26 protein-coding genes, 1 tRNA gene, 1 pseudogene and 1 riboswitch are annotated in these 24,012 nt (G+C 60.0%); of the genes and pseudogenes, 20 read left to right on the top strand and 8 right to left on the bottom strand.

Going from position 1 to position 24,012, the window contains the following annotated elements:
- Positions 1-241: 241 nt before the first annotated feature.
- On the bottom strand, positions 242-1,147 hold the full coding sequence (gene metA / locus B7X90_RS02945; protein WP_292621511.1) for a homoserine O-succinyltransferase: 906 nt from the start codon (positions 1,145-1,147) through the stop codon (positions 242-244).
- Positions 1,148-1,196: 49 nt separating this feature from the next.
- Positions 1,197-1,315, bottom strand: a riboswitch (SAM-I-IV-variant riboswitch).
- 126 nt (positions 1,316-1,441) lie between these two features.
- On the opposite strand from metA, the gene B7X90_RS02940 reads away from it, so the two are divergent.
- Both B7X90_RS02940 and bfr read left to right on the top strand, forming a co-directional pair.
- Entirely contained in the window at positions 1,442-1,618 is a 177-nt protein-coding gene (locus B7X90_RS02940) for a (2Fe-2S)-binding protein (protein WP_292621510.1), read from the top strand.
- A gap of 157 nt (positions 1,619-1,775) precedes the next feature.
- The gene (gene bfr / locus B7X90_RS02935) at positions 1,776-2,255 is read left to right on the top strand and encodes a bacterioferritin (protein WP_292621508.1); all 480 of its coding nucleotides are present in this window, start codon (positions 1,776-1,778) and stop codon (positions 2,253-2,255) included.
- Between the two features lies 1 nt (position 2,256).
- Here bfr and B7X90_RS02930 read toward each other — a convergent pair whose 3' ends face one another.
- Positions 2,257-2,817, bottom strand: a complete 561-nt coding sequence (locus B7X90_RS02930) for a YqgE/AlgH family protein (RefSeq protein ID WP_292621507.1) — start codon at positions 2,815-2,817, stop codon at positions 2,257-2,259.
- Between the two features lie 133 nt (positions 2,818-2,950).
- Between B7X90_RS02930 and B7X90_RS02925 the strand changes: the two genes are divergently transcribed.
- Positions 2,951-3,160, top strand: a complete 210-nt coding sequence (locus B7X90_RS02925; RefSeq protein ID WP_292621505.1) for a hypothetical protein — start codon at positions 2,951-2,953, stop codon at positions 3,158-3,160.
- Here the strand turns inward: B7X90_RS02925 and B7X90_RS02920 are convergent.
- Together B7X90_RS02920 and B7X90_RS02915 are read right to left on the bottom strand one after the other, a co-directional pair.
- Positions 3,144-5,885: a [protein-PII] uridylyltransferase gene (locus B7X90_RS02920; RefSeq protein ID WP_292621504.1), complete on the bottom strand. Its 2,742-nt coding sequence runs from the start codon at positions 5,883-5,885 to the stop codon at positions 3,144-3,146. The two genes, B7X90_RS02925 and B7X90_RS02920, sit on opposite strands and share 17 nt — an antisense overlap.
- A gap of 59 nt (positions 5,886-5,944) precedes the next feature.
- Positions 5,945-7,648 (bottom strand): class I adenylate-forming enzyme family protein, encoded by a 1,704-nt coding sequence (locus B7X90_RS02915; protein ID WP_292621503.1) that lies wholly within the window; start codon positions 7,646-7,648, stop codon positions 5,945-5,947.
- Between the two features lie 168 nt (positions 7,649-7,816).
- On the opposite strand from B7X90_RS02915, the gene lgt reads away from it, so the two are divergent.
- From lgt to B7X90_RS02885, 6 genes are all read left to right on the top strand, one after another.
- On the top strand, positions 7,817-8,704 hold the full coding sequence (gene lgt / locus B7X90_RS02910) for a prolipoprotein diacylglyceryl transferase (RefSeq protein ID WP_292621556.1): 888 nt from the start codon (positions 7,817-7,819) through the stop codon (positions 8,702-8,704).
- Positions 8,701-9,756 carry an SAM-dependent methyltransferase gene (locus B7X90_RS02905; RefSeq protein ID WP_292621554.1) on the top strand — a complete coding sequence of 352 codons (1,056 nt, stop codon included), beginning with the start codon at positions 8,701-8,703 and terminating at the stop codon, positions 9,754-9,756. Before lgt ends, B7X90_RS02905 begins: the two co-directional genes overlap by 4 nt.
- A 254-nt stretch (positions 9,757-10,010) precedes the next feature.
- A complete protein-coding gene (petA, locus tag B7X90_RS02900) occupies positions 10,011-10,574 on the top strand; it encodes a ubiquinol-cytochrome c reductase iron-sulfur subunit (RefSeq protein WP_292621501.1) in 564 nt (187 codons plus the stop codon).
- A gap of 11 nt (positions 10,575-10,585) precedes the next feature.
- Complete coding sequence (locus B7X90_RS02895) at positions 10,586-11,878, top strand: cytochrome b N-terminal domain-containing protein (RefSeq protein ID WP_292621500.1); 1,293 nt, start codon at positions 10,586-10,588, stop codon at positions 11,876-11,878.
- A 31-nt stretch (positions 11,879-11,909) separates the two neighbouring features.
- Positions 11,910-12,725, top strand: coding sequence for a cytochrome c1 (locus B7X90_RS02890; protein WP_292621498.1), 816 nt, complete (start codon positions 11,910-11,912; stop codon positions 12,723-12,725).
- Between the two features lie 146 nt (positions 12,726-12,871).
- Positions 12,872-13,408 (top strand): adenine phosphoribosyltransferase, encoded by a 537-nt coding sequence (locus tag B7X90_RS02885; RefSeq protein ID WP_292621496.1) that lies wholly within the window; start codon positions 12,872-12,874, stop codon positions 13,406-13,408.
- 55 nt (positions 13,409-13,463) lie between these two features.
- Here B7X90_RS02885 and B7X90_RS02880 read toward each other — a convergent pair whose 3' ends face one another.
- The 3 genes from B7X90_RS02880 to B7X90_RS02870 all read right to left on the bottom strand — a co-directional run bounded on the left by B7X90_RS02880 (position 13,464) and on the right by B7X90_RS02870 (position 16,992).
- Positions 13,464-15,584, bottom strand: coding sequence for an acetate--CoA ligase family protein (locus B7X90_RS02880; protein WP_292621495.1), 2,121 nt, complete (start codon positions 15,582-15,584; stop codon positions 13,464-13,466).
- A gap of 62 nt (positions 15,585-15,646) precedes the next feature.
- On the bottom strand, positions 15,647-16,591 hold the full coding sequence (locus B7X90_RS02875) for a fumarylacetoacetate hydrolase family protein (protein ID WP_292621493.1): 945 nt from the start codon (positions 16,589-16,591) through the stop codon (positions 15,647-15,649).
- Between the two features lie 110 nt (positions 16,592-16,701).
- Positions 16,702-16,992: a DUF2218 domain-containing protein gene (locus B7X90_RS02870; RefSeq protein WP_292621491.1), complete on the bottom strand. Its 291-nt coding sequence runs from the start codon at positions 16,990-16,992 to the stop codon at positions 16,702-16,704.
- Positions 16,993-17,153: 161 nt separating this feature from the next.
- Here B7X90_RS02870 and B7X90_RS02865 point away from each other — a divergent pair.
- The 10 genes from B7X90_RS02865 (at position 17,154) to B7X90_RS18330 (ending at position 23,357) form a co-directional block, all read left to right on the top strand.
- A tRNA-Gly gene (locus tag B7X90_RS02865) sits at positions 17,154-17,227 on the top strand.
- Between the two features lie 210 nt (positions 17,228-17,437).
- Positions 17,438-18,670 (top strand): integrase arm-type DNA-binding domain-containing protein, encoded by a 1,233-nt coding sequence (locus B7X90_RS02860; protein ID WP_292621489.1) that lies wholly within the window; start codon positions 17,438-17,440, stop codon positions 18,668-18,670.
- Between the two features lie 118 nt (positions 18,671-18,788).
- Positions 18,789-19,256 (top strand): hypothetical protein, encoded by a 468-nt coding sequence (locus B7X90_RS02855; RefSeq protein WP_292621487.1) that lies wholly within the window; start codon positions 18,789-18,791, stop codon positions 19,254-19,256.
- A gap of 74 nt (positions 19,257-19,330) precedes the next feature.
- The gene (locus B7X90_RS02850; protein WP_292621486.1) at positions 19,331-19,519 is read left to right on the top strand and encodes a helix-turn-helix domain-containing protein; all 189 of its coding nucleotides are present in this window, start codon (positions 19,331-19,333) and stop codon (positions 19,517-19,519) included.
- A gap of 3 nt (positions 19,520-19,522) precedes the next feature.
- Positions 19,523-20,440, top strand: a complete 918-nt coding sequence (locus B7X90_RS02845) for a hypothetical protein (protein ID WP_292621485.1) — start codon at positions 19,523-19,525, stop codon at positions 20,438-20,440.
- On the top strand, positions 20,437-21,093 hold the full coding sequence (locus B7X90_RS02840) for a hypothetical protein (RefSeq protein ID WP_292621484.1): 657 nt from the start codon (positions 20,437-20,439) through the stop codon (positions 21,091-21,093). The genes B7X90_RS02845 and B7X90_RS02840 overlap by 4 nt, the downstream gene beginning before the upstream one ends.
- Positions 21,026-21,172, top strand: coding sequence for a hypothetical protein (locus tag B7X90_RS18335; RefSeq protein ID WP_366409658.1), 147 nt, complete (start codon positions 21,026-21,028; stop codon positions 21,170-21,172). Before B7X90_RS02840 ends, B7X90_RS18335 begins: the two co-directional genes overlap by 68 nt.
- A gap of 344 nt (positions 21,173-21,516) precedes the next feature.
- Complete coding sequence (locus tag B7X90_RS02835; RefSeq protein ID WP_292621483.1) at positions 21,517-21,897, top strand: hypothetical protein; 381 nt, start codon at positions 21,517-21,519, stop codon at positions 21,895-21,897.
- The gene (locus tag B7X90_RS02830) at positions 21,897-22,544 is read left to right on the top strand and encodes a hypothetical protein (RefSeq protein ID WP_292621482.1); all 648 of its coding nucleotides are present in this window, start codon (positions 21,897-21,899) and stop codon (positions 22,542-22,544) included. Before B7X90_RS02835 ends, B7X90_RS02830 begins: the two co-directional genes overlap by 1 nt.
- A 57-nt stretch (positions 22,545-22,601) precedes the next feature.
- Positions 22,602-23,357: a DUF6538 domain-containing protein gene (locus B7X90_RS18330; RefSeq protein WP_366409656.1), complete on the top strand. Its 756-nt coding sequence runs from the start codon at positions 22,602-22,604 to the stop codon at positions 23,355-23,357.
- On the opposite strand, the pseudogene B7X90_RS02820 reads toward B7X90_RS18330, so the two are convergent.
- Positions 23,300-23,694 (bottom strand): annotated as a pseudogene (locus B7X90_RS02820) (IS5 family transposase); the annotation flags it as partial. The gene B7X90_RS18330 and the pseudogene B7X90_RS02820 sit on opposite strands and share 58 nt — an antisense overlap.
- Before the next feature lie 89 nt (positions 23,695-23,783).
- On the opposite strand from B7X90_RS02820, the gene B7X90_RS02815 reads away from it, so the two are divergent.
- Positions 23,784-23,987 carry a hypothetical protein gene (locus B7X90_RS02815; protein WP_292621479.1) on the top strand — a complete coding sequence of 68 codons (204 nt, stop codon included), beginning with the start codon at positions 23,784-23,786 and terminating at the stop codon, positions 23,985-23,987.
- Positions 23,988-24,012 lie beyond the last annotated feature (25 nt).

Raw genomic sequence — 24,012 nt, 5'->3', positions numbered from 1 at the left:
CCGATCTGCCTTGGCAGCCCTTGTGGCCAGGCCGATCATCGAATCCGTGTCGGTTGAAGGACGGGCCGTTAGGCGAAGCGGCCGGGAAAGGCAAGGGTTGAGAGGTTGAGAGCATTTTCGCGGTGTCGGCCCGCTTCCCCGCCCGGCAACCTCTCCGAGTAGGCTTTGGGTGGCCGGGCGGGGGAGCGGGCCGGTGCCGCAAGCCCCCGACGGATGTCGGGGGCGCACCTAACAAGGACTCTCACCTTCCAATATCGGCGAGGTCAAACGACGTGGTCTGGTAGACCTCGTTGACCCAGTTGCCATAAAGCAGGTGCCCATGGCCGCGCCAGGTGTTGGAAGGCTGCGCTTGCGGATCGTCGCCGGGGAAATAGTGGCGGGGTAGATAGTTGCCGTCATCCCGCGCGAACTCCCCCGCCAGCGTCAGCGTATCGTATTCCAGATGGTTGAACATGTGCAGTGTGCGGGTGGCCGGATCATCGATCAGACACAGCCCGGTTTCGGCACTGTCGGCCAGCACGGTGAGGCCATGACCTTCTGGCAGGTCTTCGCGGCGCACTTCGCTCCAGCGCGAGACGGGGACGTCGAACACATCGGGCAGCCCGCGCATCCACGGGCTGGCCGGGGCGTGATTGCGATGGCGGAACACGCCTGAGGCCTTGGTGGGGAGGCCATGCTTTTCGACGCCGTGATAGTGGTTTAGCGCGGCCATAGCGCCCCAGCAGACCGAGAGCGTGCGGTGGACGTTGGTCTGCGACCAGTCGAATATGCGACGCAACTCGTCCCAGTAGCTCACCTCTTCAAACGGAATCGTCTCGACCGGTGCACCGGTCACGATCAACCCGTCAAACTTCTCAACGCGCATCTCTTCCCACGGGCGATAGAAGGCCGAGATATGACCTGCCGACGTGTTCTTGCTGACGTGGTCAGAGATGCGCAGCAGTTCGAGTTCCACCTGCAGCGGCGTTGCGCCGAGCAGGCGCGTGATCTGCGTTTCGGTGGTGATCTTGTCTGGCATCAGATTGAGCAGAGCGATGCGCATCGGACGGATGTCCTGACGCGCGGCTTCGGTCTCGCTCATCACGATCACGCCTTCGGCTTCGAGCGTGCGGCGGGCGGGGAGATTGTCGGCAATCCTGATCGGCACTGTCTTTGCGTCTTTCTTCAGCCTGCTGAAGTTGACGCCCCTGAAGTGTCCGTGTCCGTTTCGTTGCCGGATCGGCCACATCCCCTACCAGCTTTCGCTGATCTGGTACCACCTTGCCCGGATCGGCAGGTTGGCGTTGGAGCGTCACCCCAACTCTTGATGTGAGGCGACATGTAGTGCGATGCTGGTTGATTTGCAACAGGCTGAGTCAGCCACCAAAAGGCTTGCTATTGCGATCCAGTCTCATTATTAATGCGAATCATTGACAGCCCATACCCGCCGAAGGATCGCCGAATGTACATCTGCATCTGCAATGCCATCCGCGAAAAAGACATCCGCAACACGGCGCGCTGCCATGCCGGTGGCGCGGAAGACATTTATGGCCGCATGGGCTTTCGCCCGCAGTGCCGCCAGTGTCTTGACGATGCCGAAGACGTAATTGCCGACGAGCGCGCTTGCGCCATGGCGTGAGCCAGCGCTCAGCGTTCGCAGTGCAAGACATTCGCATTACTGTTTGAATCCCAACCAAACCTTGCATCCCATGCGAGTCGTTCGCGCTTGGTTCGTGGCTTGAGTGCGCCTAGAATCGCCCCATTCTCCCAGCCATTCAAGTTCGAAGGATCCCGCAATGAAGGGCGATGCCAAGGTCATCGAGTTTCTTAACAAGGCGCTGCTCAACGAGTTGACCGCGATCAACCAATACTGGCTGCATTACCGCCTGCTCGCCAACTGGGGCGTAAAGAAGCTGGCCGAATACGAACGGCACGAATCCATCGACGAGATGAAGCACGCCGACTTGTTGGCGGACCGCATCCTGTTTCTGGATGGCCTGCCCAACTTTCAGGCGCTTGGCCGATTGCGCGTGGGCGAATCGGTAGAGGAAATCCTCAAGGCCGACCTTGCGCTGGAAATGGATGCGCTGCCTTTGCTGCGCGATGCCATCGCCCATTGCGAGGAAGTGCGCGATTTCGTCAGCCGCGATCTGTTCGCCAAGATCCTCGAAAGCGAGGAAGAGCATGTCGACGTGATCGAAAAGCAGTTCGACATGATCGAACGTATGGGGCTGGCCAACTATGTGCAGCTCAACAGTGAAGCCGCAGAAGCGTAATTCACGCGCTGCCGGTCTGCCCGACGAGGTGCGAGGGGTCGATCCTCTCGCGCTTCCAGGCCTGTGTCCAACGGCGGCCTGTAGGCGTGCCGAACAGGACTTCAGGGTGACCCTTGGCTGCATACCAACCATGGTGGCGCATTTCACCTTCCAGCTGGCCCGCAGCCCATCCGGCATAGCCTAGTGCCACCAGAAACTTTGACGGACCGCGCCCTTCAGCAATGGCGCGCAGCACATCGAGCGAGGCTGACAGGCTGCACAGCGGGTTTACCGTAACGCTTCCTTCTCCACCCCAATCCGCAGTATGGAGCACAAAGCCTCGTGCGGTCTCCACGGGTCCGCCGTTAAGCACCGGAACATCGGGCGCGACGCCGGGATCAATGCCGATGTCTTCCAGCAACCCGTGCAGGGTCAACCCTTCGCGCACTTCACCAATGCCAATGCCCAGCGCGCCATGTTCGTCATGCACACACATTGCAATTACCGCATGGTCAAACCGGGCATCGCCCATTCCGGGCATGGCCAAAAGCAGCCGACCGGCAAGATATTCCGCTTCACTCATCATCGGCAGACATAGGGATGGCAGCGGCCAGTTGCGAGTCCGCAGATCGGCAGTTTGACGCGCGTCAATTCATATCAGGATTGCCTGATATAGAGATTACCTGATCCTGCAAAAACTGGAAAAGGCCCGCGCCATGTTCCGTCTGATGATGATCCTGCACTCGGTCGTTGCCACCACGCTTATGGGCATTGGCGTGACCGCCGTGCTTGCAGCCGGAATGGACGGGATGAAGCCGATTGCTATTTCTGCGCTCGCCGGTTTCTTGCTGGCCTTCCCGGTCAGCTGGCTGATCGCGCAGAAGATCACCCACCTGAAAGCAACCCAAATCAAGCAGCAACCTTGATCTTGCGATCCTCAGCAGCTTCAAGCAGGCGCTTTTCCACCGTCTTCATGCGCGCTTCGTCTGCAATCTTCTCGCCCAACACATCGGTGACATAGAAGGTATCGACCGCTCGCTCGCCGTAAGTGGCGATGTGGGCGGAGTGGACGACCAGGCGGGCTTCGAACAGAGCGCGGGCAAGGCGATTGAGCAAGGCGGGACGATCGCGTGACCCGATCTCGATTACGGTGAATCGGTTCGAGGCCTTGTTGTCGAAAATCACGATCGGGCGCACGTCGAATGCATCGGCACGCGGACGGGCGAGCGGGCGGGCGGCAAGCTGAGGCAGGAGCTTGACCCGGTTGGCCAGCGCATCGGCAATCGCGTTCTTGAGGCGGGCGATCTGGGTCGCTTCATTGATGGGACGCCCCAGCGGGTCCTGAACAAGGAAATTGTCAACCGCCGTCCCATTGCGCGCAGTGTGGATGCGCGCATCGATGATGTTGCCGCCGGCAAGGTGGATGCCACCGGCGATACGGTAGAACAGGCCGGGGTGATCTGCTGCCAGCACGGTGACGAGCGTCGCTCCGCGTGCCGGATACCAGTGGGCCTCGACCGAGAGCGGCTCGCCCAGCGCAGTGTCCATCTGCTGGAGGTTGAGCGCGATGATGTCTTCGGGTTCGGCAATCCAGTATGCATCGCCCAGCTGCTTGCCGACCGTGCCGATGAGGGCGTCACGCTCCTTCAGGATCGCACCGACGGCCTTTTTCTTGGCGGCAATGCGCTCGGCCCGGCCGTGCTGCTTGTGACCGAGGCGAAGCATTTCTTCGGCTGAAACGAACAAATCGCCAAGAAGCTGCCGCTTCCACGAGTTCCACACGCCGGGACCGACTGCGCGGATATCGACGACAGTGAGAATTAGCAGCAGGCGCAAGCGTTCCTGACTCTGCACCGTTTGGACGAAATCGGCGATGGTCTTGTAATCGGCCAGATCGCGCTTGAACGCGGTGGCGCTCATCAGCAGATGCCAGCGCACCAGCCAGGCAACCAGTTCTGTTTCAGCTGCCGAAAGGCCAAGCCGCGGGCACAGCTTCATCGCCACTTCGGCTCCCAGCACCGAATGATCGCCCTGACGGCCTTTGGCGATATCGTGGAGCAGCGTGGCCAGATAGAGCACGCGGCGTGAGGCCACCTTGCTGACGACTTCGCTGGCGAGGGGATGATCGTCCTTCGCCTCGCCCTTTTCGATCTTGGCGAGCAGCCCGATGGCGCGGATGGTGTGTTCGTCCACCGTGTAGTGGTGGTACATGTCGAACTGCATCTGCGCGATCACGCGGCCGAAATCGGGAATGAAGCGGCCAAATACGCCCGCTTCATTCATCCAGCGCAGGACTGTTTCAGGGTCTTTGCGGCTGGTGAGCACATCCATGAACAGCGCATTGGCGCGCGGATCCTTGCGCACCGCAGCGTCGATCAGGCCCGCATCGCGGCGGGCAATGCGCATGGCATCGGGGTGAATTTCAATCTGCTGCTCCACCGCAACGGCGAATATTTCAAGGAGGCGCACCGGGTCATTCTGGAAAATGCCGTCGTCGGGGACGCCTAGTTTGCCGCCATCGAGCACGAAAGCACCGATCTTCTTCTTACGGCTGCGCAGGGCAGAGAAAAAGCCGCGCTTCTGCTTGGCAAACTGGTCATCGAGCTGGGCAAGGAACACGCCGGTGAGCGAGCCCACCTGTTTGGCCTGCAGGAAAAAGTACTGCATGAACCGCTCAACCGCACTTTTGCCGGGTCGATCAGCGAAGTTCATGCGCATGGCAACTTCGCGCTGCATATCGAAGGTAAGGCGGTCCTCAGCGCGGTTGGTCAGCGTGTGAAGATGGCAGCGCACTGCCCAGAAGAAGTTCTCCGCCCGGCGGAACGCGCGGTACTCTTCTGCGGTCAGCAGGCCAACATCAACCAGTTCGGACGCGTCGCGCACCTTGTGGATGTATTTGCCGATCCAGTAGAGCGTGTGCAGATCGCGCAAGCCACCCTTGCCCTCTTTCACGTTGGGTTCAACGACATAGCGACTGTCGCCAAGACGTTTGTGACGCTGGTTACGCTCTTCCAGCTTTTCGGTGACGAATTGCTTTTCGGACCCGTTGACCACTTCGGCCCAAAAGCGCGCTGACGCGGAATCGTAGAGTTCGCGATCACCCCAGACATAGCGGCCCTCAAGCATTGCCGTGCGGATGGTAAGGTCGCTCTTGGCCATGCGCACTACTTCATCGAGTGAGCGACTGGACTGGCCGACCTTGAGGCCAAGGTCCCACAGGAAATAGAGCATCGCCTCAATCACCTGCTCACACCATGATGTGGGCTTGATCGGGGTGATGAAGGCTATATCGACATCCGAATGCGGTGCCATTTCGCCCCGCCCGTAGCCGCCTACCGCCAAAACCGCGATGCGCTCACCGGTGGAGCGATTGCTGGCACGATAGACACGCGCGACGACATGATCGTAAATGATCCTGACAAGCTGATCGACAAGGAACGCCTGTGCTTGCGCGCATTCTGTCCCCGCCGAGGGCTTTGCCTCAAGCCTGCGGGCAATCTCTGCACGCCCGGATTCAAGCGCATTGCGCAGCAGTTCGACAACAGCGGGCCGCGCCTTTTCACCCTGTTCGGCAAAGGCAGCCGCGACCGCGTCGGCAAGCGCGCGACGATCAATGATGGCGCGCTGATTGGCGATCCGGGGAAGCATCATGCCTCCCCTTTATCGTGTGAGGCGTTACCGTCCAATAACAATGGCTATGGGGCAGTAAACTAAGGTGCCAGCCACTCTTTGGTATAGCGTTCGCGCAAAGAGCGCTTGTCGACCTTTTCGGTGCCAAGGCGGGGCAAAGCTTCGTGAACTTCCCAGAAACGCACGGGAATTTTGAACGGGGCGATATGTTCGGCAAGGAACACGCGCAGTTCCTCCTCGGTTGCCGAACAATCCTCCTTGGCTAGGTAGACCGCGGCGGGAACCTCACCCAGCTTTTCATCCGGCAAGCCGAATACGCTGACTTCGGCAATGCAGGGGTGAGCGTAGATCGCGCTTTCCACCTCGATGCACGAGATATTCTCGCCGCCGCGAATGATGATGTCCTTCTTGCGGTCAACGATGAACAGGTAGCCCTCAGGGTCGAGATAGCCGAGATCGCCGGTGCGGAAGTACCCGTCAGACGTAATGGCCTCGCGCGTGGCCTTCTCGTTGTTCCAGTACCCAAGAAAATTGGCGATGGACCGGATCGAAACTTCGCCCACAGCGCCTTGCGGTAGAGCGTTGCCATCATCGTCAAGGATAGCAAGGTCGACCAGCGGGCGCGAGGCGGTGCCAGTGCTGCCGGGCTTGGCGAGGTAGTTCTCGTTGAGATTGCCACAACCCACACCATTGGTTTCCGTAAGGCCATATCCCAACAGTGGGAAAGCGTGGGGTAGCGCCTTGCGGATGCGGTCAACGTGCTCGACCGGGCGCGGCGCGCCGCCAGCGGCAAAGGAGACGCATGTGGACAAATCATATTTGTCACGATCCGGGTGCGTAGCGATTTCGAAACTCATCAGCGGCACGCCGACGAAATAGCTGACCTTTTCCCGCTCGATCAGACGCATGGCCTCGACCGCGTCCCATTTGGGCATCAGCACCAACTTTCGCCCGATGGCAAAGGACTGGAGGAACACGGGTACTTCGCCCGTTACATGGAACAGCGGGACATTGACCAATGTGGTCGGCTGCGAGTCTGCTGCGGGAGCCTCTCCACGCGCTGTCAGGATCGCCAGCATTCCTGCTGTCTGGGCGACATAGTTCATGGTGCCCTGCACCACGCCACGATGATCGGAATAGGCGCCCTTGGCCACACCGGTGGAGCCGGAGGTAAACAGCACGGTCGCCAGATCATCGCCCGTCAGTTCGGGCAGGATCGTTTCCATGCTGCCGCCATTGGCCAAAAGCGCAGCGAGTCCCTCGGCGTAGTGGCAGTCATGCTTCATAGGAAGCATCGTTGCCCCATGCTTGTGGCCCTCCAATCGCGCCGCGCGTGAAGCATCGGCGATCACGAAACGGCAATCGACAAGATCTATGCCCTGCGCCAGTTCTTCGCCCTGCCACCAACCGTTGAGCAGGGTTGCGCAGCCGCCAGCCATCAGCACGGCCATGTAGGCAACCACCCAGTTGGCCGAATTGCGCGCAGCAATGGCCACGCGGTCACCCTTTTGCAGCCCCAACCCTTCGACCATACCGCCTGCGACATGCCGCGCAGCCTTGTAGACGTCGGCAAAGCTGAGGCGTGTTGCACCATCGACGATGAAAGTCTTGTCCCCCTGCATCGCGCAGAAATAGGCGAAGTAGGCAGGCAGGTGCGGTGGCGCGGCGGCGATCATAGGCAGATCCCGATCAAACCGCCGTATGGGAACCGTATGGAACATGCCGCCTTCTGCAGTCATCGCGCCAAAAGCGCGGTCCATGGCAAGGTCCAGTTCGGTCTTCATGATACCCTTTCATTGCTCCTCACCCGCAGGCCCATCTTGATGCGGGCCTTTTCGGGTTTGCGTGCGGCCTTTCCCCTGTGCCAATACGCTACCCCAAAGGGCGCATCCGGCAGCATGGAAACGGGTCCGATCCGAAGTTTGTAGGGAGTTCACAGCTTGCTGTCACTAGTGTCAACGGTAACCGCGCTTGCCGTAACGTCAGCCGCTTCGGCAGGAGTTTCAGCACCGATTCGCTGGGAAGATCTGGGCGTTTCCCCGATCGCACTCGACCTCGGCTTCTTCGCGCTCAAGTGGTATTCGCTGGCCTATCTCGGCGGGATCGTGCTGGGCTATTGGCTTCTGTCAAAGATGATCCGCCAGCCCGGCTCGCCGATGGCGCAGCGCCATACCGATGACCTGTTCTTCTACGCCACGCTCGGTATCATCCTTGGCGGAAGGCTTGGTTATGCCGTGTTCTACGCGCCCGAACTGCTTTCCGCGCCGCAGAACCTGATCAAGCTGTGGGAGGGCGGCATGAGCTTCCACGGCGGGTTGATCGGTGTGGTGCTGGCGATTGCCTGGGTATCATGGCGGGCAAAGCTCAACTTTGTGCGGGTGTGCGACTATATCTCTGTCTGCGTGCCGTTCGGACTGCTGTTCGGCCGCCTTGCCAATTTCATGAATGGCGAGCTCTGGGGCCGCGAAGCCGGAGCGGGCGTGCCGTGGGCGATGGTCTTCCCCGGCGGTGGGCCGATCGCGCGCCATCCCAGCCAGCTTTACGAAGCCGCGCTCGAAGGTCTGGTTCTGGCGGTGCTGCTGCTGTTCCTGTTCTGGAAGACCAAGGCACGCTGGCGCACCGGGCTGCTCGTCGGGCTGTTCACCTTTGGCTATGCCCTTGCCCGGTTCACCGTCGAATTCTATCGTGAGCCCGACGCGCAGCTGATGGAATTTGCCATGCGCACCGGTTTTTCGATGGGCCAGTGGCTGACGATCCCGATGATGGCGGTGGGTCTGTTCTTCTTCCTGCGCGCGCTGATCCGCAAGCCACTGCCAGTGGGCGGAGCCGCCCCGGCGTGAAAGCACCGCTGCTCGATACCTTCACGCGGCTGATCACCAACACCGGCCCGATCAGCGTGGCGCACTACATGGCCGAATCAAATGCACACTACTATGGTGGGCGCGATCCGTTTGGCGTGGCTGGCGATTTCATCACCGCGCCGGAAATCAGCCAGATGTTTGGCGAACTGATTGGGCTGTGGCTGGCCGACATCTGGATTCGCGCCGGGCGGAGCGAGCCGGTACACTATGTCGAGCTTGGCCCAGGGCGTGGCACGTTGGCGCGCGATGCGCTGGACGCGGCACGGAAGTACGGCCTCAATCCGCGTACGCATTTTGTGGAGACGAGCGTTGCGCTCAAGGCGCAGCAGCTGGAATTGCACCCTGAGGCCTTCTGGCATGACGATCTTTCATCGCTGCCCAACGATGGCCCCCTCCTGATCGTAGCCAACGAATTTCTTGATGCGCTTCCGGTACGGCAACTGGTGCGCACGGGCACTGGATGGCGCGAACGCATGGTCGGGCTGCACGAAGGGCGGCTTGTGCCTGTGGCAGGGACCGCACCGATGGAAGTTGCCGTCCCCAGCAATCGCAGAGATGCACCCGAAAATACAATTTACGAAACCTCTCCCGCATCAGCAGCTATCGTCTATGAAGTGGCGGGCAGGCTCGCCACGCAAGGCGGAGCAGCGCTTTTCATCGACTATGGTCATGCCGAGCCGCGCTTTGGCTCCTCGCTTCAGGCCGTGCGAGCGCACCGCAAGGTAGACGTTTTCTCGTCGCCCGGTGAAGCAGACCTCACGGCACACGTCGATTTCTCTGCGCTCGCTCCGATCGCGCAATCTCGTGGTGCGCGCTGGCTGGGGACCGTAGAGCAGGGCAACTGGCTGCGTGCACTGGGCATCGATGCGCGTGCCGACGCGCTGGCGGCCTTTGCGCCTGCCCAAGCAGAAGCAGTGCGCACCGCGCGTGATCGCCTGACCGGAGAGGGGCAGATGGGTTCTCTGTTCAAGGTTATGGGAATCACCGCGCCCGATTGGCCCGATGGCGCTGGGTTCGAGCAGGCTGCATAAGCCACGCAATAGCGGCTCGCCGTTCCGAAATGCGCCGGAAACAAGGGTGATTCCCCATACCAAAATGCCTGTTGGCAAAGGCGTGACTTTGCGTCTATCAGGCCCGCCAAGTGGGGGCTGGCATGGCGCATTTGTGCGTGCCCGGCTCCCGTGCGGTTCAGGACGCGCCGGTCCGGTCGTCCCGAACCGTTCCACAATGGCAAGTTGGACCGTGTGCGATTCGCGCGCGCGGCGGCAGCAGGCAGGGAATTTCAATGGCTGAACAGGCGAGCATCGACACTTCGGCAGAAGCCGGAGAAGGCGTGCGCCGGCGCGATTTCATCAATATCGCGGCGGTGAGTTTTGCGGGGGTGGGCGGCGCGGCCGTGCTGTTCCCGCTGGTGAGTCAGATGGCTCCATCGGCAGACGTGCTGGCACAAAGCTCGACCGAGATCGACATCTCGGCGATCACGCCGGGCCAGGCGATCAAGGCGGTATTCCGCAAGCAGCCGGTGTTCATCCGCAACCTGACCCCGGCAGAAATCGCTGCGGCGGACAAGGTTGATGCCTCCTCGCTGCGCGATCCGCAGACGCTGGAAGAACGGACCAAGGAAGGCAAGACCAACTGGCTCATCACCATGGGCGTCTGCACCCACCTCGGCTGCGTGCCGCTGGGCGCGGGCGAAGGTGAAGTGAAGGGTGAGTTCGGCGGCTATTTCTGCCCGTGCCACGGTTCGCACTATGATACCGCAGCGCGCATCCGCAAGGGTCCGGCACCCAAGAATCTTGAGGTGCCCGAGTATTCATTCATCTCCGACGCTGTCGTGAAGATCGGTTGAGGACAGGAAACATGAGCTTTCCCTGGGCAAACGAATATAAGCCGGCCTTTGGCCTGACGCAGTGGCTCGATGAAAAGCTGCCGCTGCCCCGCTTCGTCTACAACGCTGTGGGCGCCGGTTATCCGGTGCCGCGCAACCTGAACTACATGTGGAACTTCGGCGTTCTCGCCGGTTTCTGTCTGGTGCTTCAGATCGTGACAGGCGTCATTCTGGCCATGCACTATGCGCCCAACGCGCTGGTGGCCTTCGATTCGACCGAGCACATCATGCGCGACGTCAACTGGGGCTGGATGATGCGCTATGCGCACGCAAACGGGGCCTCGGCGTTCTTCGTCGTCGTATATCTGCACATCTTCCGCGGCTTCTTCTACTCATCGTACAAGGCCCCGCGCGAGATGATCTGGCTGCTCGGCGTGGTCATCTTCCTGCTGATGATGGCAACGGCGTTCATGGGCTATGTGCTGCCCTGGGGCCAGATGTCGTTCTGGGGTGCCAAGGTCATCACCGGTCTGTTCGGCGCTATCCCGGTAGTGGGTGAACCGCTTCAGATCTGGCTGCTCGGTGGCTTTGCGCCCGACAACGCCGCGCTGAACCGCTTCTTCTCGCTTCACTTCCTGCTGCCCTTCGTGATTGCGGGTGTCATCATCCTGCACATCTGGGCGCTGCACATCCCCGGCTCGTCGAACCCGACCGGCGTAGAAGTGAAGGCTGAAAGCGACACCGTTCCCTTCCACCCGTACTACACGGCGAAGGACGGCTTCGGACTGGGCGTGTTCCTGCTGATCTACTGCGCAATCCTGTTCTTTGCACCGAACGCACTGGGCCACCCGGACAACTACATCCCGGCAAACCCACTTTCGACGCCCGCACACATCGTTCCTGAATGGTACTTCTGGCCGTTCTACGCGATCCTGCGCGCCTTCACCTATGACTTCTTCTTCATCCCGGCCAAGCTGATGGGCGTGCTCGCCATGTTCGGCTCGATCCTGGTGTGGTTCTTCCTGCCCTGGCTGGATACCTCGCCGGTTCGCTCGGGCCACTACCGTCCGCTGTTCCGCAAGTTCTTCTGGTTCGGTCTCATCCCGACCATGGCGATCCTGTTCTACTGCGGCGGCGCTCCGGCTGAAGAACCCTTCGTGATGCTCAGCCAGCTGGCATCGCTCTATTACTTCGCGCACTTCCTCATCATCCTTCCGCTCGTTTCGTCGATCGAGAAGCCGGAGCCACTTCCGTTCTCGATCACCGAAGCCGTGCTGGGCAAGGATGAGAGCGCTGTGCTCAACGCCAACCCTGCAGCTGCCTGACAGCCACGAAGCGTAAGAGAAAGAGAACCCCATGGTCCGTCTTTTTGGCCCCCTGGTAGGCCTGTTCTTCGCAGTCGCGCTGCTCTGGTCGTTCGGTAACGGCGCCTACTCCGCGATCACGGAACCCGCTGCCCCCACGGCAGAGCACGAGTTCCATCTCCATCCCAAGGACGTGAAGTTCGCCAGCGACGGCGTCTTTGGCAAATACGACAAGCAGCAGCTGCAGCGTGGCTTCCAAGTCTACAAGGAAGTCTGCGCCACCTGTCACTCGCTCAAGCACGTCGCATTCCGCGATCTTGCCAATCTCGGCTATTCGGAAGGCGAAGTGAAGGCGATTGCCAAGCAGTGGGGCACCAAGCAGCCGACCTTCGACGAGAAGAGCGGCGAGCGTGCAGAGCGTGACAACATCGCCTCTGACTACATCCCGACCGTTTATTATGCCGGTCAGGGCGTGCCGCCCGATCTCTCGCTGATCGCCAAGGCGCGCCACAACGGCGGTGCCTATGTCTACTCGCTGCTGACCGGCTATCAGGAACAGCCCGCCGAACTTCTCAAGAAGTTCCCGGACTCCAAGACCCCGGATGGCCTGTACTACAACCCGTACTTCGCCAACCTGAACCTTGCCATGCCCGCCCCGATCGCCAGCGACGATCAGGTCGCCTACTCGGACGGCACCAAGGCGACGGTGGACCAGATGTCGAAGGATGTTTCGGCATTCCTGATGTGGACGGCCGAACCCAAGGCGGACAAGCGCAAGCAGACCGGCTGGGCTGTGCTCGGCTTCCTGCTGGCCGCGACCGTCCTTGCATACCTTGCCAAGAAGAACGTCTGGGCTGACAAGCATTGAGCTTTCCGCTTTGACCAGTCTGCCACTGGCAACAAGAATAAAGGCCACCGGAAACGGTGGCCTTTTTCTTTGTGCGTGTCTTTCGTCATACTACCGCAAGATGCAGAGCCGAGACATCGGCGGAATATCCCGTTAGAAAGCCAGCAATGACACCCGAAGAGCTCAAACACCTCGTCCGCACTGTGCCGGACTTCCCCGCCCCCGGCATCCTGTTCCGCGATATCACCACGCTGATCTCGCACGGCGCAGGTTTCTCGGCCTGTATCGATCATCTGGCGCAAAGGGCAGAAACAGCGGGTGCAGAAGCCATCGCGGGCATGGAAGCGCGCGGCTTCATCTTCGGCGCTGCTGTGGCCGCCCGGATGGGCCTCGGCTTCGTCCCCGTGCGCAAGCCCGGCAAGCTGCCTGTGCCGACCATCGGCATCGACTATGCGCTGGAATACGGGCGTGACCGGCTGGAGATTGATCCCACCGCCATCCCCGAGGGACAACGCGTGGTCATAGTGGACGACCTCATCGCCACCGGCGGCACAGCGCTTGCCGCTGCCGAACTGCTCCGCACTGCCGGAGCAGCAGTGAGCCACGCCCTCTTCGTGATCGACCTCCCCGACCTTCACGGCGCAGCCCGACTGCGCGACGCGGGCCTGACGGTGGACGCGCTCATGGACTTTCCGGGGCACTGAAAAGCAAAAGGGCGGCCCAATGGACCGCCCTTCCCGCTTTCCATGATCGGCTGAGTCAATCCACCAGCATCAGTGCGTCGAGGGCAACCACGCCTTCGCCCAGCGGATGCAGGATCACCGGGTTGAGGTCGATCTCGCGGATCGATGGTTCAGCGCGGAGAACCTGCCCAACCTTGACGATCAGCGCAGCAAGCGCGGGCACGTCGAGCGCTGGAGAACCGCGATAGCCAGTGAGCAAGGCTGCGCTCTTGAGCTTCATCAGTTCCGCTTCAACCGCGTCCTGCGTGAGGTCAGCCGTCAGCAGCCGCACGTCCTGCAGGATTTCGGCGGTCACACCGCCGAAGCCTGCCAGCACCACCGGTCCCCATTCGGGATCGTTCTTGGCACCCACGATCATTTCCATGCCGCGCTTGCCCATCGCCTCGATCAGCACGCCGTCGAGCTTGATGGCTGAGGAATAGGCCGCGACATTGGTATGGATGCGCTCCCACGCCTCACGCACGGCAGCGCCATCGGCAAGGTTCAGGATCACGCCGCCTGCATCGCTTTTGTGGCCCAGCGCAGCCGCCTGCGCCTTCATCGCCACCGGATAGCCCACGGCATCAGCCGCAGCGACCGCCGCATCGGCGCTGGCCGCAAAGCCCCCCTTGGGGAAGGTGATGCCGATGGGGCCAAGCAAGTCTTTCGACTTGTATTCCGGGATCACGCCCGAAACTACGTCCAGCCCGGCCAGCGGGGTTGCCGGAAGATCATTTGCGCCAAGATCCTGCGCCGCCCAATGCGTCAGCCGGGTGATCGCACGCAGCGCGCGTTCGGTTGTGGGGAACCATGGCACACCTGCTGCACGCAATGCGGCAATGCGCTCGGCTGGGACATCTGCGCCCTGGTCCAGCCCGGCAAAGATCACCGGCTTGGTCAGGGTCTTGCCCTCTACCGCTGCCAGCACCGCCGGGAACTTGATTGCACAGGTGATTGGTTCGGCCTGGATGATCCCGGCCAACACGGTGCCCACGCGATCATCGTCCAGCAGCGCTTCGATGCACCGCGTATAGATTGCCGGTTCGGAAAGGCCCTGTGCGGTGATGTCCAGCGGGTTGGAAACCGGCACAAAGGGTGGCAGCGCCGCGCGCAGGGCAGGCGAATCCTCGTCATGCAGATCAACGAGCGGCAGATCCAGCTCCTCGGCAAGATCGAGCGTCAGCGCCTTGAACGCACCGGATTCGCCCAGCACCGCCGTCTTGCCCGAAGGCAGGGCCGGACAGCGTACCGCGATTTCGGCAATGTCTCCCAGCTCTTCCAATGTCTCGGCAAAGATCACGCCTGCGCGCGCGACCATCGCACGCATCAGCTTGTAGTCGCCCGCCATCGCGCCGGTGTGGGTAGCCGCGGATTCGCGCGCTGCGCTCGATTTTCCGGGGTGAAGCAGCACGACCGGCTTGCCTGCGGCCTTGGCACGCCGGGCAGCCGCAAGAAACGCCTGCGGCTTGCGGAACTGCTCAACGATCATCGCGATGACATGCGTATCGTCCTGATCGACCAGCCAATCGACATAATCTTCAACGCCGCTGGCCGCTTCGTTCCCAGTGGAAACCGAGTAGGAAACGCCCGCATCGCGCGCGAGCAGCATGGTGCCCAGCACTGCTGCCATCGCACCCGATTGCGAAACGATGCCAATGGCGCGCTTGCCCGCAGGCGGTACTGCATTGGTTTCGACGAAAGTCAGCGGAATGCGGTCAACATAGTTGACGAGGCCAAGACAGTTCGGCCCTTCAACCACCATGCCCGCTTCCTGCGCAATCCGTGCGATTTCGCGCTGTTCGGCAAGGCCTTCCTCGCCGCCCTCGGCAAAGCCCGCCGAAAAAATCACCACGCCGCCGCATTTGCGCGCCGCCAAACCCTTCACCGCATCGAGCACGCCGATACGGGGAATGGCCAGCACGGCCACGTCAACACCCTCAGGCAGCGCATCGACCGACGGGTAGCAGCGCTTGCCCATGATCTCATCGCGCTTGGGGTTCACCGGATAAACCGCACCGGCATAGCCGTTGCGATCAAGGTTGGTGAGGATCGTCGCCCCCAAAGCGCCCGGCTTGTCGGACGCGCCGACAACGGCGACCGATTTCGGGCGCAGGAAACGATCAAGCGCGGCGTGGGACAGACTCGCTACAACAGCCATGGCATCCTCCGATTTCGCTATGCGCTATAACAATTATCGAAGGAAGGGCAAGTGGCCTCGGCTCAGGCGCGGACCACCTTTTGGTCCAGGACGCCGAAAGGTGCGCGGCCCGATGCATCGACCGCTTCCATGCGCACGGTATCGCCAAAAGCCATGAACGCGGTTTTCAGCTCACCCTGATCAAGCACTTCTATCCCGCGCCGCTCAGCGATGCAGGATGAGCCGATTTCGCGGAAATTGGCGTTGGACACGGTGCCTGATCCAATCACCGTGCCTGCCACCAGATCCCGCGTTCGTGCTGCATGGGCAACGAGTTCATGGAAACCGAAGCCCATCACCGCACCATTGGCCGCACCGAAACGCTCACCATTCCAGTCGACCAGCAAATCAAGGCCCACGCGGCCGTTGGCCCAGGCCGCGCCGAGTTCATCAGGCGTCACAGCAAAGGGCGCCATCCCGCAGGCGGGCTTTGCGCCAACCCAGCCAAACCCGGTTTTCATCTCAAGTCCGGCCAGCGTGCGCAGCGACCAATCGTTGATCTGCACGATCAACTTGATGTGAGACATCGCATCGGCAGCAGTCGTGCCCATCGGTACGGCATCGACGATCACACCGAACTCGCCCTCAAAATCAATGCCAAGCTCTTCCGAAGGGAAGCGCGCATCGGCGGTCGGCGCAAGGAACGTGTCAGACATTCCCTGATACATCAGCGGCAGATCAGTCTTGGACTTGGTGATCCCCAACACGGCGTCCATCAAATCGCCATGGCTCTGAAAAGCCGAGCCATCGAGCCATTGCCAAGCACGCGGCAGAGGCGCGAGAACCTGCGCCGGGTCAAGCGCTTCGGGGAAGTGATTGATCGCAGCAAACGCTTGCGCAACCACATCCCATTCCTCGATCGCCTGCTGTAGCGTGGCGACGGGTGCCGGAGCGCAGTGCGCACCATCGGGCGAAACCAACACCAGGCGCCCGTCGCGCGTTCCATCGTTCAAAGTTGCCAGACGCATGTCATTCTCCCGGATTGTCAGGGAGAGGAACTAGCCCTCTGCCCAACTTGCCGCAAAGCAATGGTTTTGATTGCTCACTATAGACACGGTGAATGGAACGCGGCGCCGGATCAGGCGAGAGGTTGCCAGTCGAAGGCCAGTTCGCCTTCGCGATGGGCGAACCGGTTCAGGTGATCGGCGACAACCTGCTGCATCCGACCAAGATCGCCCTCACCATTGATACGGCAGGTCACCTCCAGCGCAGTATCGCTGGCCTTCAGTTCCACCGGCCCAAACGGCAGGGCAACGCGGCCCTGCTGCGGATCAAAGGTCACCTCAAACTTGTGCCCCCAGTGCTTGCACAACTGCTGGAGGTAGCGGCTTGCGCTGGCGGTGGGGACAATGGCTTGGCTGGCAGTCATACGGAATTCTCTCATAGCTTTCATGTAAGATCTAAGATATATCTTTAATCCACATCGTCAAGTGCCCTGCTGTTACCCTCACTTGCAAGGTTGACGAAACCGCCCTTGCCGTGGCAAGCGCCCGCAACCACTTGGCGCCACATGGCGCCACGCCGGACTGGGCGGGTATAGCATAGTGGTAATGCACTAGCCTTCCAAGCTAGCTAGGCGGGTTCGATTCCCGCTACCCGCTCCAACTTCCTGTCCGCCAGTATCCGATTCGTCTGGACATCCTACAAAAACCCCCGGTATTAAACGGAAATCAGGCCGTCAGTGTTCAGCCATGTCCGCATACAGCCACCAGCCGGTGGGGGTATGATTGGGGGGTATTCACAAACGGCCAATTCGATACCCCCGCGACTGGGGGTATCGGGCAGGATTATCCCGGTAAGGGGCTTGCAGGCATATGGCGCTGACAGACGTAGCAATTAGGAATGCTAAGCCCGCCGAGAAGGCGCTCAAAATGGCTGATGGGGCGGGCATGTTCCTGCTAGTCACCCCAGCGGGTGGCAAGCTCTGGCGACTCAAGTATCGAATCGACGGGCGTGAAAAGCTGCTCGCCATTGGTGCCTATCCTGAAATTGGTCTGAGTGAGGCCCGCAAGCGGCGGGAGGAGGCGCGGGAGCTGATCGCGCAGGACAAAGACCCGTCCCGCGAAAAGCAGCGCGACAAAGTGCGTTCGCGCATTCAGGCAGCCGACACCTTCACGGCCATTGCCAACGAGTATTGCGCAAAGCGGAAGCGGGACGGAGAAAAGGGCTGGTCGCCAGCGACGGCTACGCGCAGTGAATATCTGCTGTCCCTGTTGAATAGCAGTATCGGTCGGTTGGCCATTTCGGAAATCGAGCCTGCCGACGTGCTGACTGCCGTTCGCAAGATCGAAGCCAAGGGCAATCTGGAAAGCGCGCGACGCACATTGCAATTGGCAAGCATGGTGTTTCGCTATGCGGTGGCAACGGCGCGCCTTCGCTCGGACCCTACCCGCGATCTGCGCGGGGCGTTGACCGCGCCGAAAGTGACGCACTATGGTGCGATAACCGATGCTAATGGGGTGGGCGAGTTGCTTCGTGCCATTGATGGCTATGAAGGACAGGGCCTTACACAATTGGCCATGCAGATAGCGCCCCACGTATTCGTCCGTCCCGGCGAACTTCGCCATGCCGAATGGAGCGATATCGACCTAGAGGCCGCGCTGTGGATCATCCCAGCGGGTAAGATGAAAATGCGCAAGGCGCACCACGTCCCGCTATCTCGCCAAGCCGTTGACCTGTTTCGGCAGGTGCAAGCTATCACCGGCCCGACTGGTTTTGTGTTCCCGTCGATCCGCAGCCGCGCCCGCCCAATGAGTGAAAACACGATCAATGCAGGTCTGCGGCGGTTGGGCTATTCCACCGATGAAATGACTGCACATGGCTTTCGCGCGATGGCTTCCACACTGCTAAACGAAAGCGGCAAGTGGCATCCCGATGCAATCGAGCGGGCGCTCGCACATGGCGACACAGACAAGGTGCGAGCTGCATATCATCGCGGAGCGCACTGGGACGAGCGCGTTGAAATGGCGCAATGGTGGTCTGACCATCTCGACCAGCTTCGCAAAGGAGGCGATAAAGTGGGCTTCCCTGAAAAGCTGGCGGGCTAAAGTGACTCGGCGCAAGGGCACTGTGCCAGTGCGGCTGGCCCGTCACCGTGCGATCGAGTTCGGGCGCTGGTTGACGACATTTCAGCCACTTGAACGAACGATTCTATGCGCTGCAATGATGACGGAGCGCGAAATCGAAGAGGAAGATCGGGTTCGGTCAGTCGAATTGCGTGATATGGTTGAGACGTTACTTGGAAAACCGACCGGTCGCCCCCGTGATGCTGTTTCGACCTATTGCCTGCCATTGGCTGCCATCCGGTTGCTCGATTGCGGGTATACCGCGATGTCGATGCCGAGAAAATTGAGGCCGGTTGCCAAGATTATGCTTCGTGCCACTAAGCGGAAAAAAGGGCCGAAGTTACCATTGTGGCTACGGAACAGAAATTTGGCCAACGGCAACTACGCGCCTGAGACAGTTCGCCGTATCGAGTGGCTGAAACGCAAAGAGTCTGAGCGAGAAAAAATACGTCAATCCTTGGAGCCAACTGCTGAAAAACTGGAGGAATATCGCCGGTCCATGCCAAAGCCTGGGACTGATGCATTTTCGCTGATGGCAGTCCTCGCTGCACGTCGATGGTTAGTTTAGCCCTCTTTTCATCACGGATTGAATTGGCCGAACCATGCTGAATGAACTCGTTCAACCACGAACGAGGTGATTCAATGAAGATTGACGAAACAAGCATTCCCAAGATTGCCTACAGCATCAGGGAGGCGTGTGCGGCGTCCAGTTTGGGCCGCACAACGATCTATGCGCATATTGCGGCTGGCCGTCTGAATGCTGTCCGCATTGGTGGGCGCACGATTATTCCTGCGGAAGCGCTCCACGCGCTGATTGCCGGGGAGGCATGAACCATGCTCTCAAACATGCAAAACCCCGGCTGGCGGGCCGGGGCTTCGCGCGAGCTGGTTTGTCTTGGCCGGTCGCAACCCGATAGTAGTGACTCCGACGTTGCAGCGCAAACGTGCCATGTGCGTGCAGACCGTCATGCAGCTTCTGGTTTGAAACTTCACCGCAATGGCAATTCCGGTGAAGTTTCAAACGACCTCAATGTGGGCAAGGATACCGAAAATCCGGCAATTCATAGTCAATCGAGCCGCATTGCCATCGAACCGCCCTATATTGGTGATGCAGCGAAATTCACTGCGACGAGTTTGAGGGGTGGTGCCCACAACCGTGCGGATCGTGAAAGTCGGAGGCTTACGACCGATCAGGTTGGCAAGTTGATGGCGGCGGCGAAGCACGCCGACGCCATCGGGCTTCCGCTTACGCGCTTCATTACCATTCATTGGGCGTCTGCCGGGGTGGTGCTGGATGAAATGGTGAAAGCGACCGGGCGCTTCATCGATCTGCTGGCGAAAGCGCTCAAACGCTATGGCAGCGAAACGGCGTGGCTTTACGTCCATGAAGGCAGGGAGCGCGAAGGTGGTCATTGCCATCTTCTGGCTCATGTTCCGGCACGTTTGGTCGCGGCTGTGTCGAAATTGCAAAAGGGCTGGCTGCATCGGATCACGGGCCGGACCTATCGGAAGGGTGTCATTTGCAGCAAGCCGATTGGCGGGCGGCTGCGGCTGGAATGGAGCAACCCTGCATTGTTCGCAGCCAATTTTGAAACCGTGTTCAAATACCTGCTGAAAGGTGTGAACGAAGAGAGCGCAGAGTTGTTCGACATTCACAGCACCAAGCCGACTGGCAGGATCATGGGAAAGCGCTGCGGCACTTCGCAGAACATCGGCGCGAAGGCACGCAAGGACAAGGAGTTGCAACCATGACGGAACAGGACGCTAGTGCCAGCCGTGCCCAGATCGACGAGAATGGAATGCCCAATGAGCGCGCGCTCGCCGATCTGGGGGTTAATTCCATTGGTAGTGCGGCCCTTGTCACGCAAACGCTTTGCAGGGGATACTTCGGGGAACTGCCGCTTCCCGGCCTTATCGAAGCTCTGAACGACCTTTCCATCGCGGTAAAAGCTGGCGACCTTGCTGAGCAACGCGCCCTGCTGGCCAATCAGTCGGTTTCATTGAACGCCATCTTTGTCGAAATGGTCCGGCGCTCTGCTGCGAATATGGGTGAGAACATGGCAGCAACCGATCACTACATGCGTCTGGCTTTGAAAGCCCAATCGCAATGCCGCGCGACGGTCGAAGCGCTCGATCGGCTGGTCAACGGCCACCAGCAACTGGTCAAGCATGTGCATGTCAATGAGGGCGGGCAAGCCATCGTCGCAGATCAGTTTCATCACCACACCGGGGGCGCTGAAAATGGACAACTTGCCGAACAACCCCATGCAAAGGGCGCACGCGGCTCGTCGCTGCCTCGCCCGGACGCGATCCGGCAAGTCTTGCCAAGCGCCAGCGATCAAGGGACGCAAGAGGTGCCGAATGCACGGCGGCAAGGGAAGCGGCGCACCACACGGCAATTGTAATGCCTGGAAGCACGGTGCGAGGTCTGACGAAATGCAGAGGCTGGCGGCACTGCTGCGTGGGGTTGCAGACGACGAATAGGCGCTGCCTGCACCTCGTTTTCGATACCTCTCCGTTCATCCGCAGAACGGGTCTGGAGGGAACCGGGTAACTCGAACTAGGCCTTAGCTGGAATGCGCTAGCCAATCCGCCGGTCATTCTCACCGGGCAACGATGCCTTGCAGGTAAACCGGCAATTGAGCTAAGCCCTTCTTGTCGTCCGGGTCTGAACAGCCTTGGCGATGCACACACAGTGCTGAGCACGGAACCGCCTATGTCGGGCGGCTCCCGAAATACAATAGCCTCCCGGCGAATACGGGAGGCGTGCTGCCCCGTGCTCGCACGTGTTCAACCACCCGGCACCAGCCGGGCAAACAGGGGGCAAAATGCGTTCTGGCCGATCTTTGAAATTCGCTGCGGCGCTGACGGTTGCTGCTCTCCACCTCCATGCCAATGCGGGGGCCAGAGAACAGCCTGCCACCGATGCGGAGAGGGAACAAGCAGGCGATACCTATATTGGCTGCCAGATCGAAAAGGCGCGTCGGCTCGATGACGGCTTGTCCGATGCCATGACGATTGGTCGCGCCATTGCAGCGTCATGCCGGACGGAAATGGAAAATTTGGCAAGGGTCTTGGCCAAAGGCGAAAAGCGGGACCGTGTTCGTCTTTTGGTTATCGATCGGCTGGCAAGCCACGCCGCGCAAGATGCATCCGTAGTGGTTTTGCTGGAGCGCAAGCGGCGAACCGATCCCGGAATGCGCCAGTGATGAGTGATGTAGCGCCCTATATCTTGCGAGCTTCTCAATCTGTTTTCGCAGGTTACGGCACGCTCTATATAGTCGCGGCAATCTGTTGGCCGGGCTGGTTTCTCGACACGCTAGCGATCAATCACGTCCGGGGGCGATTTGATCGGAAGTACAGGCGGGAGCACCCAAATCACATAAGTATCCATAAGCGTCCCTGGCATGAACTACCGCTTGCGCTGATCACGCTGATTGCCGTCGGCGTGCTGGCTTACTCCGCTGCCTATGCCATCGTTTCGATCATTCCCTTCTCTTGGGGAAGTGAAAACGAGGATGGCGAATGGGAGGGCGCACGATACATGATCCAAGCCATGATCGCTTTCAGCGCTCCGGTCGCCCTCGTCGGTCGGCTGGAGAGGAATGCCGAGATACTCGTTTGGGGGCCAGCCGAGCGCAAGGCGCGGGTGGCCCTGACTGACGCCATCCGGTTCGCTCGCCATCTAGCACCAGAAGCCAGCAACAATATTGCCCGGTCGGTTAAACAGGCGTTGGAACCCAGTGAAGAGAAGGAAAATGGCATTGCGCAACGCTATGCTGCCGATCTTTCCCGGTGGATCAAGCGCGACATTGCCGGTGAGCTACATAGTTTGCCGGAAGATTTGGGGGTATGATTGGGGGTATCCTTAAACATAACTGCGCTAAATCCATTGGAAATTCGACGATTTCTGATGCTTTTAGGTTCCCGCTACCGCTCCAACTCCTCACAACATACTGAAAAACAACCGAAAGCTGCCAATCAGCAGGCGGATTCTTGCGCTTGGGTCACAGAGGTGGGTCACAATCGCACGCCAGATGATGGCCTAACGCTCTCAAATCGTTTGAAAAATCGTCCTCAACAGTGGGTCACACGGTTGGGTCACGAACGGTCTGTGCGCGGACTTTCGTTGAGAGGGTCAATTTACCAGTTTCGGGTGAGAGTTCCTGTCGATCTTCGAGATGCGATTGGCCGTAGCCATGTGAAACGATCCCTTGGGACGGACAGCCTCGCACTCGCCATTCAATTGAGTCGGCAGGTTGCCGCTGAGATTGATGCGATGTTCGAGCAAAAGCGTCATGAGATCGGTTTGCCCCATGATTCGCGCCTGATTCTCGGGTCTATCGCATCGACCACTGTTATTTCGACGATCCAGCCACGACCCGTGCAAGCGCCCGCCCCAATCTCAGGATCGACGCTTTCAGAAGTTTACGACCGATACTTACAAGACCCGACCAAGCGACGATCAGATCGGACTATGCTTACCCACCATACAAGAGGGCGGGTCATCGAAGATGTTTTGGGAGCAAGCAAACCAATTGGCGACATCACATGCGAGGACTGCCGCGACTTTCCGGGCGTCAGCAGCAGGACGCAGGGGCGGCCCTTTTCGTCGCAGACAGCGTGGAGTTTGGTGTTCCGTCCGCCTTTCGTGCGGTCGATACCATGAGCCAAGCCCCCCCTATTCCGCCGCCTGCGCAGCGGTGGGCCTTGATACAACTGCTGTCGATGAAGAGCCTGTCCGGGGCCTCTCCTGCTCCCGCTAAAGCACTGAAGATGCCCTCCCAGATACCACGCTCAGACCATCGAACGAACCGGTTATAAAACGTTTTCTTCGGTCCATAAACGTCAGCACAATCAGCCCAGCGGCCGCCACAGCGAAGTGCGTGGACGATCCCACTCAACACACGGCGATCATCTACCCGCGCCCTCCCGCGTACATCGGTCGGAAGCAGCGGCTCGATCCGAGCCCACTGCGTATCCGAAAACCAAAAGAAATCAGACATCTCACTGCCTCTTCGTCGAGGCAGTGAATCACGATCCGGCGTTCTTGATCCGAGGCAGCAGGCGACCAAATTGCGCCATGCTTTGGCGAGTGCTGAAAGGTCTGCTTGCCCCAAAACGTTTCATTGGCCTGCGCCTGGAGGCCACTTTCCTGCTGGCGCAACCTGCGATTCTCCTGCGGCGTCAGGGCCTGGGCTGCACTGTTTGCTACGACGATTTGTCCGATCATTTACGATCAGATACCGCCCCGGATGCGGTGCCTGATCTGGTAGTCACAGCAATCGGCCGCTTGTGAAGATATCCTGCACAAGCGGCCGTTG

The sequence above is a fragment of the Novosphingobium sp. 17-62-19 genome, from assembly GCF_002256775.1.
Classification (GTDB): Bacteria; Pseudomonadota; Alphaproteobacteria; order Sphingomonadales; family Sphingomonadaceae; genus Novosphingobium.
Note: the sequence above shows the minus strand (reverse complement) of the source record. Positions and strands in the feature narration are given on the sequence as shown.